Source organism: Mesorhizobium alhagi CCNWXJ12-2 (genome assembly GCF_000236565.1).
In the GTDB taxonomy this organism is placed as follows: domain Bacteria; phylum Pseudomonadota; class Alphaproteobacteria; order Rhizobiales; family Rhizobiaceae; genus Allomesorhizobium; species Allomesorhizobium alhagi.
Genome location: NZ_AHAM01000033.1, coordinates 1 through 13,462, shown reverse-complemented (window position 1 = coordinate 13,462; position 13,462 = coordinate 1). Strand labels below are relative to the sequence as shown.

Annotated in this window: 18 protein-coding genes and 1 pseudogene; 18 read left to right on the top strand and 1 reads right to left on the bottom strand. The window is 63.7% G+C overall.

The window, feature by feature from the left end; all coding sequences use genetic code 11:
* Positions 1-81 precede the first annotated feature (81 nt).
* The 5 genes from MAXJ12_RS04770 (at position 82) to rcdA (ending at position 3,790) form a co-directional block, all read left to right on the top strand.
* On the top strand, positions 82-327 hold the full coding sequence (locus tag MAXJ12_RS04770; RefSeq protein WP_008834642.1) for a type II toxin-antitoxin system ParD family antitoxin: 246 nt from the start codon (positions 82-84) through the stop codon (positions 325-327).
* The gene (locus MAXJ12_RS04765) at positions 328-639 is read left to right on the top strand and encodes a type II toxin-antitoxin system RelE/ParE family toxin (protein WP_008834641.1); all 312 of its coding nucleotides are present in this window, start codon (positions 328-330) and stop codon (positions 637-639) included.
* Positions 640-720: 81 nt separating this feature from the next.
* The gene (locus MAXJ12_RS04760) at positions 721-2,361 is read left to right on the top strand and encodes an acyl-CoA synthetase (RefSeq protein ID WP_008834640.1); all 1,641 of its coding nucleotides are present in this window, start codon (positions 721-723) and stop codon (positions 2,359-2,361) included.
* 134 nt (positions 2,362-2,495) lie between these two features.
* Complete coding sequence (locus MAXJ12_RS04755) at positions 2,496-2,915, top strand: hypothetical protein (protein WP_040584915.1); 420 nt, start codon at positions 2,496-2,498, stop codon at positions 2,913-2,915.
* A 341-nt stretch (positions 2,916-3,256) separates the two neighbouring features.
* A complete protein-coding gene (rcdA, locus tag MAXJ12_RS04750; protein WP_040584887.1) occupies positions 3,257-3,790 on the top strand; it encodes a protease adaptor protein RcdA in 534 nt (177 codons plus the stop codon).
* A 51-nt stretch (positions 3,791-3,841) separates the two neighbouring features.
* On the opposite strand, the gene MAXJ12_RS04745 is transcribed toward rcdA, so the two are convergent.
* Entirely contained in the window at positions 3,842-4,120 is a 279-nt protein-coding gene (locus MAXJ12_RS04745) for a hypothetical protein (RefSeq protein WP_008834637.1), read from the bottom strand.
* Positions 4,121-4,373: 253 nt separating this feature from the next.
* On the opposite strand from MAXJ12_RS04745, the gene ruvC reads away from it, so the two are divergent.
* From ruvC to MAXJ12_RS04680, 13 genes and pseudogenes are all read left to right on the top strand, one after another.
* A complete protein-coding gene (ruvC, locus tag MAXJ12_RS04740) occupies positions 4,374-4,886 on the top strand; it encodes a crossover junction endodeoxyribonuclease RuvC (protein WP_008834636.1) in 513 nt (170 codons plus the stop codon).
* Positions 4,887-4,939: 53 nt separating this feature from the next.
* Positions 4,940-5,197 (top strand): AbrB/MazE/SpoVT family DNA-binding domain-containing protein, encoded by a 258-nt coding sequence (locus MAXJ12_RS04735; RefSeq protein WP_008834635.1) that lies wholly within the window; start codon positions 4,940-4,942, stop codon positions 5,195-5,197.
* Between the two features lie 42 nt (positions 5,198-5,239).
* Positions 5,240-5,860, top strand: coding sequence for a Holliday junction branch migration protein RuvA (gene ruvA, locus MAXJ12_RS04730; RefSeq protein ID WP_008834634.1), 621 nt, complete (start codon positions 5,240-5,242; stop codon positions 5,858-5,860).
* A gap of 66 nt (positions 5,861-5,926) precedes the next feature.
* A complete protein-coding gene (locus tag MAXJ12_RS04725; protein ID WP_008834633.1) occupies positions 5,927-6,220 on the top strand; it encodes an AbrB/MazE/SpoVT family DNA-binding domain-containing protein in 294 nt (97 codons plus the stop codon).
* Positions 6,217-6,609, top strand: coding sequence for a PIN domain-containing protein (locus MAXJ12_RS04720; RefSeq protein ID WP_008834632.1), 393 nt, complete (start codon positions 6,217-6,219; stop codon positions 6,607-6,609). The genes MAXJ12_RS04725 and MAXJ12_RS04720 overlap by 4 nt, the downstream gene beginning before the upstream one ends.
* Positions 6,606-7,646 carry a Holliday junction branch migration DNA helicase RuvB gene (gene ruvB / locus MAXJ12_RS04715; protein ID WP_008834631.1) on the top strand — a complete coding sequence of 347 codons (1,041 nt, stop codon included), beginning with the start codon at positions 6,606-6,608 and terminating at the stop codon, positions 7,644-7,646. The genes MAXJ12_RS04720 and ruvB overlap by 4 nt, the downstream gene beginning before the upstream one ends.
* Positions 7,647-7,678: 32 nt before the next feature.
* Positions 7,679-8,149 (top strand): tol-pal system-associated acyl-CoA thioesterase, encoded by a 471-nt coding sequence (gene ybgC, locus MAXJ12_RS04710; RefSeq protein ID WP_008834630.1) that lies wholly within the window; start codon positions 7,679-7,681, stop codon positions 8,147-8,149.
* 248 nt (positions 8,150-8,397) lie between these two features.
* Positions 8,398-9,108: a protein TolQ gene (gene tolQ / locus MAXJ12_RS04705; RefSeq protein WP_008834629.1), complete on the top strand. Its 711-nt coding sequence runs from the start codon at positions 8,398-8,400 to the stop codon at positions 9,106-9,108.
* A gap of 12 nt (positions 9,109-9,120) precedes the next feature.
* Positions 9,121-9,579: a protein TolR gene (tolR, locus tag MAXJ12_RS04700; RefSeq protein WP_008834628.1), complete on the top strand. Its 459-nt coding sequence runs from the start codon at positions 9,121-9,123 to the stop codon at positions 9,577-9,579.
* Positions 9,580-9,585: 6 nt separating this feature from the next.
* Positions 9,586-10,653: a hypothetical protein gene (locus MAXJ12_RS04695; protein ID WP_008834627.1), complete on the top strand. Its 1,068-nt coding sequence runs from the start codon at positions 9,586-9,588 to the stop codon at positions 10,651-10,653.
* A 70-nt stretch (positions 10,654-10,723) separates the two neighbouring features.
* Positions 10,724-12,010: a Tol-Pal system beta propeller repeat protein TolB gene (gene tolB, locus MAXJ12_RS04690; protein ID WP_244421441.1), complete on the top strand. Its 1,287-nt coding sequence runs from the start codon at positions 10,724-10,726 to the stop codon at positions 12,008-12,010.
* 206 nt (positions 12,011-12,216) lie between these two features.
* Positions 12,217-12,720, top strand: coding sequence for a peptidoglycan-associated lipoprotein Pal (gene pal, locus MAXJ12_RS04685; RefSeq protein ID WP_008834625.1), 504 nt, complete (start codon positions 12,217-12,219; stop codon positions 12,718-12,720).
* 154 nt (positions 12,721-12,874) lie between these two features.
* Positions 12,875-13,462: pseudogene (locus tag MAXJ12_RS04680) on the top strand (tol-pal system protein YbgF); the annotation flags it as partial.

Sequence of the window (13,462 nt, the reverse complement as noted above, 5' to 3'; positions counted from 1 at the left end):
GCCCGCGCGAAGTCAGGCGAATAACAAAGATTGCGCCATTCTTGCTATTAGCTATACTGACGCCCTAGAGGAGGCATCGCCATGAACGTTTCCATTGGAGAGCGCTGGGAAGGCTTTGTCACCCGCATTGTGAAGCAGGGCCGCTACGGTTCGGCAAGCGAAGTCGTGCGTGAAGGCCTGCGGCTCGTCGAGGAGCGGGAGGCAAAATTGCAGGCGCTTCGCGCAACACTGGATGCGTCGATTGCGGAAGGCGGTGCCCACAGCGACGACGAAGTGGAGGAGGCGATCGCGGCAAAAGCTTCAGCGCTTGCCAACGAAGGCTTTTGAGTGCCGCGCCTCGTCTATCTGGCGTCGGCTCGGCGGGATCTGCTTGCAATTCTAGATTACATCACGCGAGAAAGCGGCAGCCTGGCCATCGGCCGCCGCTTTACCGAAGAATTACGCGGGCAGTGCGCGAAACTGGCGGCCCTGCCTGGGACGCTGGGCCGGGCGCGGCCCGAACTGCGGCCGGACATCCGCAGCTTCGCATTCGGAAGCTATGTGATCTTCTTTCGATATGATGGAGATCGGTTCGAAGTCGTTAATATCCTCGAGGGTCACCGCGACATCGTCGCCTATTATGAGGACGACAGGTCGTGACCGCCAACCGCTCAACACCAGATGACGACGCCTATCGTTGCCGCTAAGCTCCGCTAAAACTCATCCAGCGGGGAAACTTCAGTGGCGAGCATCTACGACAGCGACCTGGAGCGAAACACTGCCAACTTCCAGCCGCTGACGCCGCTCACCTATCTCGAGCGTGCGGCGAAGACCTATCCAGACCAGACTGCTATCATCCACGGCAGCCTACGGCTCTCCTACCGCGATTTCTGGCGCCGGTCGTTGCAGCTTGCCTCGGCGCTGGCGCAGAAGGGCATCGGCAAGGGCGATACGGTGACGGTGATGCTGTCCAACACGCCGGCCATGCTGGAAGCGCATTTCGGCGTGCCGATGGTCAAGGCCGTGCTGCATTCGCTGAACACAAGGCTCGACGCGGCGGTGATCGCCTTCCAGCTCGACCATGCCGAGACCAAGGTGCTGATCGTCGACCGCGAGTTCTCCACAGTCACGAAGGAGGCGCTGGCGCTCGCCAAGGTCCGGCCCCTGGTCATCGACTATGACGATCCGGAATACGCCGCCGACGCACCCTATCCTAAGGGCGAGCGAATCGGCTCGCTTGATTACGAGGAATTCGTCTCGAGTGGCGACCCGGAATTTTCCTGGTCGATGCCCGACGATGAGTGGGACGCGATTTCGCTGAACTACACGTCCGGCACCACCGGCAATCCCAAGGGCGTGGTCTATCATCATCGCGGCGCGGCGCTGATGGCCTACGCCAACACCATCCATGCCGGAATGGGCAAGCACCCGGCCTATCTGTGGACGCTGCCGATGTTCCACTGCAATGGCTGGTGCTTTCCGTGGACGCTGGCGGTGCAGGCGGGCACGCATGTCTGCCTGCGCTGGGTGCGGGCGAAGGCCATGTATGACGCCATCGCCGACCATGGCGTCACCCATCTCTGCGGCGCGCCGATCGTAATGTCGACGCTGATCGACGCACCCGACGCGGATAAACGGGAATTTCCGCAGACGGTGACCTTCAACACCGCGGCCGCTCCGCCGCCGGAGGCTGTGCTTTCGGGCATGGCCGACGCGGGGTTTGCCGTGACCCACCTCTACGGGCTGACCGAGACGTACGGCCCCGCCGTCGTCAATGAATGGCACGCCGGCTGGGACGCGCTCGACAAGGGCCCGCGCACGGCGAGAAAGGCGCGCCAGGGCGTGCGCTATGCCGCGCTGGAGGCGCTGACGGTGCTCGACCCCGAGACGATGGAAGCGACGCCCGCTGACGGCGAGACCATCGGCGAGGTCATGTTCCGCGGCAACATCGTCATGAAGGGTTATCTGAAGAACCGGCCGGCGACCGACGAAGCCTTCGCGGGCGGCTGGTTCCATTCCGGCGACCTCGGCGTGATGCATCCGGACGGCTACATCCAGCTCAAGGACCGGTCGAAGGACATCATCATTTCGGGCGGCGAGAACATTTCTTCGATCGAGGTCGAGGACGCGCTTTACAAGCATCCGGCGGTCGCCTCCTGCGGAGTCGTCGCGCGGCCCGACGACAAATGGGGCGAGACGCCCGTCGCCTATGTCGAGCTGAAGCCCGGAAAGGCTGCAACGGAGAGCGAGATCATAGAGCATTGCCGCACGCTCCTGGCGCGCTTCAAATGTCCGCGGACTGTGATCTTCGCCGAGATCCCCAAAACCTCAACCGGCAAGATGCAGAAATTCCGGCTGCGCGAACTGGCAAAGGCTCTGTAGCGGCTATGTAACCGCGCACCGACACGGCCCGTGCACGGCGACATGGCGCCGAAACAATGCTGCTGCAAAAGGCCGGCCAACGCGGTATGATGATGATGCACGGCCGCGGGGGCGGCTCGGCAAGGGGGTCCACAATGCACGCTATAGCACGCAATTTCTTCACGCTGGCGATCGGCTACGCGATCGCGGGAATGATACTTGGCCTATCCATGGCGATCAGCCACGACCACGCCCAGATGCCGACCCACGCCCACATCATGGTGGCGGGCTGGCTGATGTCGGCGGTGTTCGCGTTCTTCTACCAGTTGGTGCCAGCGGCCCGCGCCTCGCGGCTGGCGCCTGCGCATTTCTGGTTGACCACAGTGAGCGGCGTCGGACTGGTCGCCGGGTTGTTTGTAATGCTCGGCGGCAATCCCGGCATAGAGCCCGTCGTAGCGGTGAGCTCGATCGGCTTCTTCGCCTCGCTGCTGCTTTTCGCCTGGATAGCGCTGCCGGTGCTGTGGAAAGCCGACGATCGGGCGGCTGTGCCAGCGCGGGACGCGACGGCGGGTTGACGACAATTTTTTCGCGGCCGTTAACCCACCGTTAAGCTTTACGGGCGTTTACTATGCGCATCCAGTGATCTGGATACTTACCGAGTGGTTTGGAGCCACTTCGTTTGACGCCTCCCTGTTAAACTCCTGAGAGCCGCTTTTCAGCGGCTCTTTTTTTCCTCGGCGGTTCGCTGTGGACAACCCGCCGCCGGCAGGGCGCGTTAACCTTCTGTTAAACATGTGCTTGCCTTCAATCATGCACGGGCGCATTTTCCCGGAACGGTATCGTATAGGTTCGGAACGCGCCGGCGGGCTGCCAATATATGGCATGCGGCGGTTTCAGGAATGCAGGGGCGACAATGATGATCGAGGCTTCGAAGAGCGGCGCGAAGACGGTCAGGCTGGCGGAACGCCGGATCTTCTCCCAGTCCTTCAAGCCCCTCTACAATGAGGGGATGGGGCTGGTCGAACAGGCTGCCGAATATCTCGACGGTTCGGGCCGCGCCGAAGCCAAGAAGCTGTCGCGCCTGGCCGCGACGCTCTACGCAGCCGAATCGATGCGGCTCACCACCCGCCTGATGCAGGTCGCCTCATGGCTCCTCCTGCAGCGCGCCGCCAATTCCGGCGAGATGACGCGCGACCAGGTGGCGTCGGAGAAATCGAAGGTGCGGCTCGACACCGCTTCGGCTCATGACGACGCGGCCGGCTGGAATGAACTGCCGGAAGCTTTCGTCGATCTGGTGAACCGTTCGCTGAGATTGCAGGCGCTGGTGCGCCGGATGGACGAAGAGATCTATGGCCGCGCCGGCAACCACTCGGCGGCGCCGGCCGCAAGACGCACCAATCCGGTCTCCGACCAGATCACCCTTTTGAACACGGCCTTCGCCCGCGGCTGACCGGTTCGCCACCTCCCCAAATAGCGGGCCCCTCACCGGCTGCCGCACTCCTCAGGTGAAGCCGTTGGACGGCGGCTTTCTCCGGCGCTTTCGCGGCGCAGGCCGCCCGATGGCGTCTGCCGGCCTTTCGGGATCCGCGCCCGGCCAGTTGCGGGCGCAGACCTGCCGCAGATCGTTGCGTATAAGCGGGCTGTCCAGGAGTTCGGCGGCCTCTGGGTAACCTTCCTTGATGAGCGCGGCAATGATGGTGATGGGCTCGAGGTGCAGCCCGGTCGCCGCAAGCTCGTAAGCCCGGCTGTAAATGTAGTCTTCGCGTTTGTCGCGAGTCACGATTCTCCCCTGGCCTTGCATCCTGGCGGATATAGGGGGCGGTTCAGTTGCGTAAACACTGTATTAGACGAATGGCGGATGAACCGGCGGAGATGTCGACAGGGACAGGGGGCATTCCGCCGGTTCAACTGCAACCCGCCAGTGGCAAAGTGTCAGCCATCGCAAACGCGGTGGCCTGCAATCGGTTCCCCTGTTACGAGCGATCTGCAGGCTTTTTCTGACAAGCGCGCCCGGCGCGGGTAGATTCGTCCGCATGAACGGCGCGATTCGCATCATCGGCATTGATCCCGGGCTTCGGCGCACCGGCTGGGGCATCGTCGAGACACTCGGCAATTCGCTGCGTTTCGTCGCTTCGGGCACCGTGCGCTCCGACGACAAGGCGGCGCTGGCGGCGCGGCTTTGCCAGTTGCATGACGGGCTCTCGGAGATATTGCGCGCCCAGCTTCCGCATGAAGCGGCGGTCGAAGCGACCTTCGTCAATCGGGATGCGGCCGCCACGCTGAAACTCGGCCAGGCGCGCGGCGTCGCCATGCTGGTTCCCGCGCTTGCCGGGCTCCTGGTCGCCGAATACGCGCCGAACGCCGTCAAGAAGGCAGTGATCGGCGTCGGCCATGGCGACAAGAAGCAGATCGCCATGATGGTCAAGGTGCTGATGCCGAAGGCCGTGTTCGACAGCGAGGACGCCGCCGACGCGCTGGCGATCGCCATTTGCCATGCGCATCATCGCGGGAGCGCGGTGGCGAGGCTGGCGGCGCTTGCGGGGTGATGTTCTTGACTTGTTCCGCGTAAGCGAGATAGGTAAACGCCCTGGGCATTGCTATGCGGGTTACAACCAAAGGCCGGGTTACGATACCGAAAGAGATTCGGGACCGCCTTGGCATTGGGCCGGGATCGGAAGTGGAATTCGTGGAAAGGGACGATGGCATCTTTCTTCAGAAGCGAGCGGACTCGTCGTCGGGCCAGACATTCGAGGAACGGGTTGCGAGCATGTCCGGCACTTGCGACACGATGGGGATGGATGGCAAGGAATATGTAGATTGGTTGCGGGGACCACGTGACGATATCGACCCTGATTGATCCCAAAAGCTCCGTCGAAATCATCGCGCCGGACGCGCATACATGATCGGCAAGCTCAAGGGGACGCTCGACGAGATCGACGAGGATCATTGCATCGTCGACGTGCACGGCGTCGGCTATGTCGCCTATTGCCCTGCGCGCACGCTTGCCGCGCTGCCCGCGCCGGGCGAGGCGGTGACGCTGTTCATCGAAACCTATGTGCGCGAGGACATGATCCGGCTCTACGGGTTCCGGACGGCGCTGGAGCGCGAATGGTTCCGCATGCTGATGAACAATGTGCAGGGCGTCGGCGCCAAGGTGGCGCTCGCGATCCTTTCCACCCTTGCCCCTGCCGACCTGGCCAATGCAATCGCGCTGAAGGACATCGCCACCGTCTCGCGAGCGCCGGGCGTGGGCAAAAAGGTCGCCGAGCGCATCGTGACCGAATTGAAGAACAAGGCGCCGGCCTTTGCCGGGACTGCGTCCGGCACGATCGGGCTGAAGCAGGAACTCGGCGAAGGCGTTGCGCCCGCGCCCGTCGCCGATGCGGTCTCGGCGCTCACCAATCTCGGCTATTCGCGCGACATCGCGGCGAATGCGGTGGCGGCAGCGATGAAAAGCGCAGGGGACGGCGCGGATTCGGCCAGGCTGATAAGGCTCGGGCTGAAGGAACTGGCGCGGTGACGACGTTGTCTTGGCAGCACATTCTTACTATTTGCGTATGGTAAGAAATTTCCGACGAGGTATGACATGGGCGCTTTTACGACAATGACCTCGAAAGGTCAGCTGACCATCCCGAAGGATGTCCGCGATGCGCTTGCGCTCACTCCCGGCACTAAATTTTATGTCACCGTCCGCAATGGCGAAGTTGTCGCCTTGCCGAAGAACAGGCGGATTGCCGACCTCGCCGGAATCCTTGGCAAACCTCCTAAAGGAGCCGGAGCCACGCTCACAGATATCGATGAAGCGATCGGGCAGGCTGTCGCCGAGGACGATGAACGGATCGTCCGCGAGTGGAACGAACTCTATGGGAAAAGCAAGTGAAGGCGGTCGACACGAATGTTGTGCTTCGTTTCGTGCTTCGCGACGACGAACGGCAGTTCGCGAAAGCAGCCGCCTTTTTCAATAGCCGAACCGCGGAAGATCCCGCTTTCGTCAGCTTGATTGTATTGGCCGAGCTGGTTTGGGCGTTGCGGCAGCGTTATGGATACAGCCGGGCAGAAACTCGCTCTCTGGTCGTAACACTCTTCGAGACTGCAGAACTTGTTTTCGAAGACGAAAGCGCGCTGTCCAGCATCATCGCCGAGGCCGAACGCGGCGATCTTGCCGATCACTTGATCTCCTATTCGGCAAGACGTGCGGGTTGCACCTCCACCGTGACTTTCGATCACGGTGCCGCCAAGGTCGTACCGGAGATGGAACTTCTCGCATGAACACCGCGCCCCGCCTCATCTCTCCCGACCCTCGCGGCGAAGACGTCGATGTGACGCTGCGACCGCAGAGCCTTGACGAATTCGTCGGCCAGGCCGCGGCGCGGGCAAATCTGAAGGTGTTCGTGGAGGCCGCGAAGGGCCGTGGCGAGGCGCTTGACCATGTGCTGTTCGTCGGCCCGCCCGGCCTCGGCAAGACCACGCTGGCGCAGATCATGGCGCGCGAACTCGGTGTCAATTTCCGCTCGACCTCCGGCCCGGTCATCGCCAAGGCCGGCGATCTCGCAGCGCTCCTCACCAATCTCGAGGACCGCGACGTTCTCTTCATCGACGAGATCCACCGGCTGTCCCCGGCCGTCGAAGAGATCCTCTATCCGGCGATGGAGGACTACCAGCTCGACCTGATCATCGGCGAAGGGCCGGCGGCGCGCTCGGTGAAAATCGACCTGGCGAAGTTCACGCTCGTCGCTGCCACGACCCGGCTCGGCCTGCTCACCAACCCGTTGCGCGACCGCTTCGGCATCCCGGTCAGGCTCAATTTCTATTCGGTCGAGGAACTTGAGATGATCGTACGGCGTGGCGCGCGCATTCTTGGCATGCCGCTCGGCGACGACGGCGCGCTGGAGATCGCCCGGCGCGCCCGCGGCACGCCGCGCATCGCCGGGCGTCTGCTGCGCCGGGTGCGCGATTTCGCCAGCGTCGCCGGCGTCGATCACGTTTCCCGCAAGGTGGCCGACGACGCGCTGACCCGGCTCGAAGTCGACGCGCTCGGGCTCGATTCTCTCGACCGGCGCTATCTCTCGATGATCGCGCAGAATTTCGGCGGCGGTCCGGTCGGCATCGAGACGATCGCGGCAGGGCTTTCCGAGCCGCGCGACGCCATCGAGGATATTATCGAGCCCTACCTGATCCAGCAGGGCTTTATCCAGCGCACCCCGCGCGGCCGCGTGCTGACTGCGAACGCCTGGAAGCATCTCGGGCTGGAAGCGCCGCGCGACCTTGCAATCCAGCAGATCAGCCTGTTTGAGGATGAGGAGTGAACGAGGCGACCGCGTGGGAAAAGGAAAGCGCAATGGGTGACCATGGTGAACGCGAGAGGCTTATGGCCGGCCTCTCCGGCGAACTGACGCCCTCCGGGCACCGGCTGATGGCGCGGGTCTATTATGCCGACACCGATTTTTCCGGCGTCGTCTATCACGCTCGTTATCTCGAATTCTTCGAGCGCGGCCGCTCCGATTTCCTGAGGCTCGCCGGCGTCCACCACACCGAACTCGCCGGCGGCAAGCATGGCGAAAGGATCGTCTGGGTGGTGAGGCGCATGGAGATCGATTTTCGCGGCTCCGCCCGCATCGACGACATACTGACCGTGGAGACACGCGCCGAGGAGATTTCGGGCGCGCGCATCTTCATGGCGCAGCAGTTGAAGCGCGGCGAGGAAGTGCTGGTCGAGGCCAAGGTTGAGGCCGCGATCATCGGCGAGAATGGCCGGCCGAGGCGCTTTCCGCGCGAATGGATCGCGGCGTTCATGCCGGGAAAGCTTTGAGCCGTTCGCCGGCCCACTAACCCATCCTTAACCTTAACGGTCCATGAAGAGACCAGAGCAAACTGTGGCTTGCTCCGGTGAAATCAGGCGGATTCGGCGCGCCTTCGTTTCACCAAACTTTGCCCTGAAAAGGCCCGCACCGTCGCATTTTCAGGGCATTCCGGAAGCTTCGCGTGAACGGACCGAACGGGATGATGCGCATTGGGCTGAGCCGCGAGCCAAGCCCGGATATCTAAGGAATTGTCTGTATGGAAAACCTACCTCTCGCCGAGCCGGGCGTGCAATTGTCGATCTGGGGGCTGTTCTGGCAGGCCGGCTGGGTCGTGAAGCTGGTTATGATCGGCCTGCTTCTGGCCTCGATCTGGACCTGGGCGATCGTCGTCGACAAGCTGGTCGCCTATGCCCGCATGCGCGGCGCGCTGAACCGGTTCGAGCAGATCTTCTGGTCCGGCCAATCGCTGGAGGAACTCTACCGCACGCTGGCCGACCGCAAGACCGTCGGCATGGGCGCGATCTTCGTGGCGGCGATGCGCGAGTGGAAGAAGAGCTTCGAGAAGGGCGCGAAATCGCCGCTCGGCCTGCAGACCCGCATCGACAAGGCGATGGATCTGGCGCTGACGCGCGAAATGGAGCGGCTCGAAGGCAAGCTCGGCTTCCTCGCCACCATCGGCTCGGCGGCGCCCTTCATCGGCCTGTTCGGCACCGTGGTCGGCATCATGACCTCGTTCCAGGCCATCGCCGGCTCGAAGTCGACCAATCTGGCGGTCGTGGCCCCCGGCATCGCCGAGGCGCTGCTGGCCACCGCAATCGGCCTGCTCGCCGCTATCCCCGCGGTCATCGCCTACAACAAGCTGTCATCGGACGCCGGCAAGATAGCGGTCAGGATGGAAGGCTTCGCCGATGAATTCTCCGCCATACTCTCGCGCCAAATCGATGAAAAAGTAGCTCCCAAGGGCTGAGGACAACAAAGCATGGGAATGTCAGCGGGACAAACTGGCGGGCGCGGGTCGCGCGGCCACAGGCGGCGCGGCCGCCATCACGGCCTGATATCGGAGATCAATGTCACGCCTTTCGTCGACGTGATGCTGGTGCTGCTCATCATCTTCATGGTGGCGGCGCCGCTCCTGACGGTCGGCGTGCCTATCGACCTGCCGGAGACGCAGGCCAAGGCGCTTAACTCAGACACGCAGCCGATCACGGTCTCGGTCAACCAGGGCGGCCAGATCTATCTTCAGGAGACGGAGATTCCGCTGGAGGAAGTGGTGCCGAAACTCGAGGCGATCGCACAGGCCGGCTATGAGGAGCGCATCTATGTGCGCGGCGACAGAACCGCCGACTACGGCACGGTGATGAAGGTGATGGCGCGCATTTCGGCGGCCGGCTACCGCAATCTCGGTCTCGTGACGCTGCAGGAACAGGACGGCCAGTAAACCCTGATGAAAGCCGGTCTCACCACATCGGTCATAATGCACGCGGCGCTGCTCGGCTTCGGTCTGTTCACGCTGTCGGCGCCGAGCGCGCTCGAAGTCGCCGACGTCGAGGCGTTGCCGGTCGACATCGTGCCGGTCGAGGAGATCACCCAGATCCAGCAGGGCGATAAGACTGCGACCGTCAACGAAACGCCGGCGCCGCTGCCGACCAAGAAGCCGGACATCGTGCCCGAGGCGCAGAAGGTCGGCGAAAACACCGTCGACACCGACAAGCCGGTGACGCCTGAGGCAAAGCCCAAGCCGGTCGAGACGGCGGCAGCGCCTCCACCCTCCCCCGAGCCTGCGCCGCGACCCGAGCCGGTCGAACAGCCGAAACCCGAGCCGGTGAAGCCACCCGAGCCGAAGCAGGAAGCGGCGCCCGCCACCGAAGTCGCGCCGGCCGCCGAGCCGAAGCAGGAGGTGACGCCGGACCCGGTCGCCGAGACGATCGTTGCCGAGACGGCCGAGGCCGAGGCGGTGAAGCTCCCCGAAAACGCTCCGGCGCCCGAGGCGCGGCCGAAGCCGCCGCAGGCGCAGACCGCCAAGACGCCGGACCGCAAGGAAGCCGACAAGCCGACGCAGAAAGCGGCGTCCAGGCCGAAATCGACCGAAAAGGAATTCAATGCCGACGAAGTGGCGGCCCTTCTCAACAAGGAGAAGGCTTCCGGCGGCGGCGCCAAGCGCTCGACGCAGCAGGCGGCGCTCGGCGGCGACAAGACCACCAGCGGCTCGAAACTGTCGCAAAGCGAGATGGACGCGTTGCGCGGCCAGGTCCAGCGCTGCTGGAACATTCCCGCCGGTGCGCTCGACGGCGAGGCGCTCAGAGTGTCGGTCCAGTTCAAGCTGGACCCCAGCGGCGCTCTCGAAGGCACGCCCGAGATCATCGCCGGCGGCGGCTCTTCAGGTGTCGAGCGCGCGGCCGCAGAGGCCGCCCGCCGGGCTGTGTCGCGCTGCGCCCCCTACAATCTCCCCGCCGAAAAGTATGACGCGTGGGCCGACGTCATCGTCAATTTCGACCCCAGCGAGATGTTCTGAAGGCTCTCGCATGCCCCGATACGGACCAAAGAGGCTGAACTTCATGAAGCACTTCCTGACGACACTCCTGATGTTAGGCGCTCTCGCCGCCGGAATGAGCGCGGCTGTCCTGCCGGCACAGGCGCTGGTTGAGATCGACGTCAACAAGGGCAATGTCGAACCGCTGCCGATCGCCATCACCGATTTCCTGTCGGGCGATGCGCTGGGTGCGGAAATCGCCGGCATCGTCGCCGCCGACCTCAAGCGGTCCGGCCTGTTCGCGCCGATCGACAAGGGCGCGTTCATCGAAAAGATCTCCAACCCCGACGCGGCCCCCCGCTTCGAGGACTGGAAAGTCATCAACGCGCAGGCGCTGGTCACCGGCCGCGTCAGCGAGGAGGCCGACGGCAGGCTGCGCGCCGAGTTCCGCCTGTGGGACACCTTTGCCGGCCAGCAGCTCACCGGCGAGCAGTTCTTCTCGTCCAAGGCCAATTCGCGCCGCGTCGCCCACATTATCGCCGACGCGATCTATGAGCGGCTGACCGGCGAGAAGGGCTATTTCGACACGCGCGTCGTGTTCATCGACGAGTCCGGCGCCAAGAACCAGCGCCGCAAGCGCCTGGCGATCATGGATCAGGACGGAGCCGGCGTGCGCTACCTGTCGGATGGCAAGTCGATCGCGATGACGCCGCGCTTTTCGCCGACCCGCCAGGAAATCACCTACATGTCCTATGAGAGCGGCGAGCCCAAGGTCTATCTCTTGCAGATCGAGACCGGGCAGCGCGAGCTCGTCGGCAATTTCCCGGGCATGACCTTTGCGCCGCGCTTTTCGCCCGACGGCCAGAAAGTGATCATGAGCCTGCTGCGCGAAGACGGAAACTCCAACATTTTTTCCATGGATCTGCGCAGCCGCACGACGACGCGGCTGACCAATTCCAACGCGATCGACACTTCGCCCTCCTATTCGCCTGACGGCAGCAAAGTCGTCTTCACCTCCGACCGCGGCGGCCAACCGCAGATCTACGTGATGGGCGCCGACGGCTCCGGCCAGACCCGCATCTCCTTCGGTGGCGGGAGCTATTCGACGCCGGTGTGGTCGCCGCGCGGGGACCTCATAGCCTTTACCAAGCAGTCGGGCGGGCAGTTCTCGATCGGTGTGATGAAGACTGACGGTTCCGGCGAGCGCATCCTGTCGACAGGCTTCCAGCAGGAAGGCCCGACCTGGGCGCCCAATGGCCGTGTCATCATGTTCTTCAAGGAAGCGGCCGGCTCGGGCGGACCGCGCCTACACTCGATCGACCTGACCGGCCGCAATGAACAGCCTATCCCGACAGCGAACTTCGCCTCGGACCCGGCCTGGTCGCCGCTGCTCGAATAATCCGCTAAGCGCGGCGGCTCACCATATCGCCGCGTTTGCGCCCCATTTCCGCCTAGGGTGCGCGCAAACTGGAACATGGAACGGCCCGGCATTGCGGACGGCGGTGGCGGCAACCGAAATTTAACCATGTTCTTTGAACCCCGGTTAACCGCAACGTGGTTACTGGAAATTCAATGATTTCACTCAAATGCGAAGGAGAGGCGGGGATGCGCCGCATCGCGAGACTGACCACGAATCCCGTAATAATCGCCATGGTGGCGGCGCTGGCGATCACCGGCTGCGCCTCCAGGAAGACGCCCAACAGCGCGGCCGATCTCGGCCTTGGTGCGGGTGCGGCGACCCCCGGCTCGGCGCAGGACTTCACCGTCAATGTCGGCGACCGAATCTTCTTCGATACGGACTCCTCGGCAATCCGCGCCGATGCTCAGGGAACGCTCGCGCGCCAGGCGCAATGGCTGAACAAGTACCCCAACTACGCCATCCAGATCGAAGGCCATGCCGACGAGCGCGGCACGCGCGAATACAATCTGGCGCTCGGCGCACGCCGCGCCGCCGCGACCCGCGACTATCTCGCCGCGCGTGGGGTCGCCGCCAACCGCATGCGCACCATCTCCTTCGGCAAGGAAAAGCCGGTCGCGGTCTGCGACGACATTTCCTGCTGGTCACAGAACCGCCGCGCCGTCACCGCGCTGAGCGGCGCCGGAAGCTGACCTCCCTGACACAGTTGCATTCAAAGGCGGTCCCAAGGGCCGCCTTTTTTGTTCATGCTGCCCGCAAACAAAATTTGGCCGAAGTCTCACGCCCTGATAAAAGCGAAAAAGCGCGGTTCCGCGCGAGGCAACATCCACTTTCCGCGAGAGGCATATGTATTTTCGAGCGATCCTGAGCGGCACACTCGCCGCAATCCTTCTTTCCGGGACGGCCGCCTTCGCGCAGCCGAGCGAGCAAGACCGCCCCGGCATCATCGACCTGCTGCCCAAATTCGGACTTCCCGGCGTATTCGGCTCCAAGAAGGCCGACGAGACCGTGCGGTATGCACAAGCCGGCGACCCGCGCGTGGTCGCGCTCGAAGAGCAGATTCGCTCGCTGTCGGGCACGATCGAGGAGCTCAACTTCCAGATCCTGCAGATGCAGGAGCAGATGCGCAAGATGCAGGAAGACAACGAGTTCCGATTCCAGGAGCTTGAAAAGCGCTCGGACGCCAAAGGCAAATCCAACCGCAACGTCGCCGAAGCGCCGGCGTCCGAGCGGCAGGCGCCTGCCGGCGGCGCCGCACAGGCGCCCGGTAGCGTCGAGGAGATCATCACCGGCGACGCGACCAGTGTCGACCCGTCCGCGCCAGGCGCGCCGAAGACCTTCGGCACCATCACCTTTGACGAGAACGGCAACGTCAAGGGCGCCGGCGACCAGACGACGCAAGGTGTGATCACGCCGCCGCCGGCTAATGGAGCC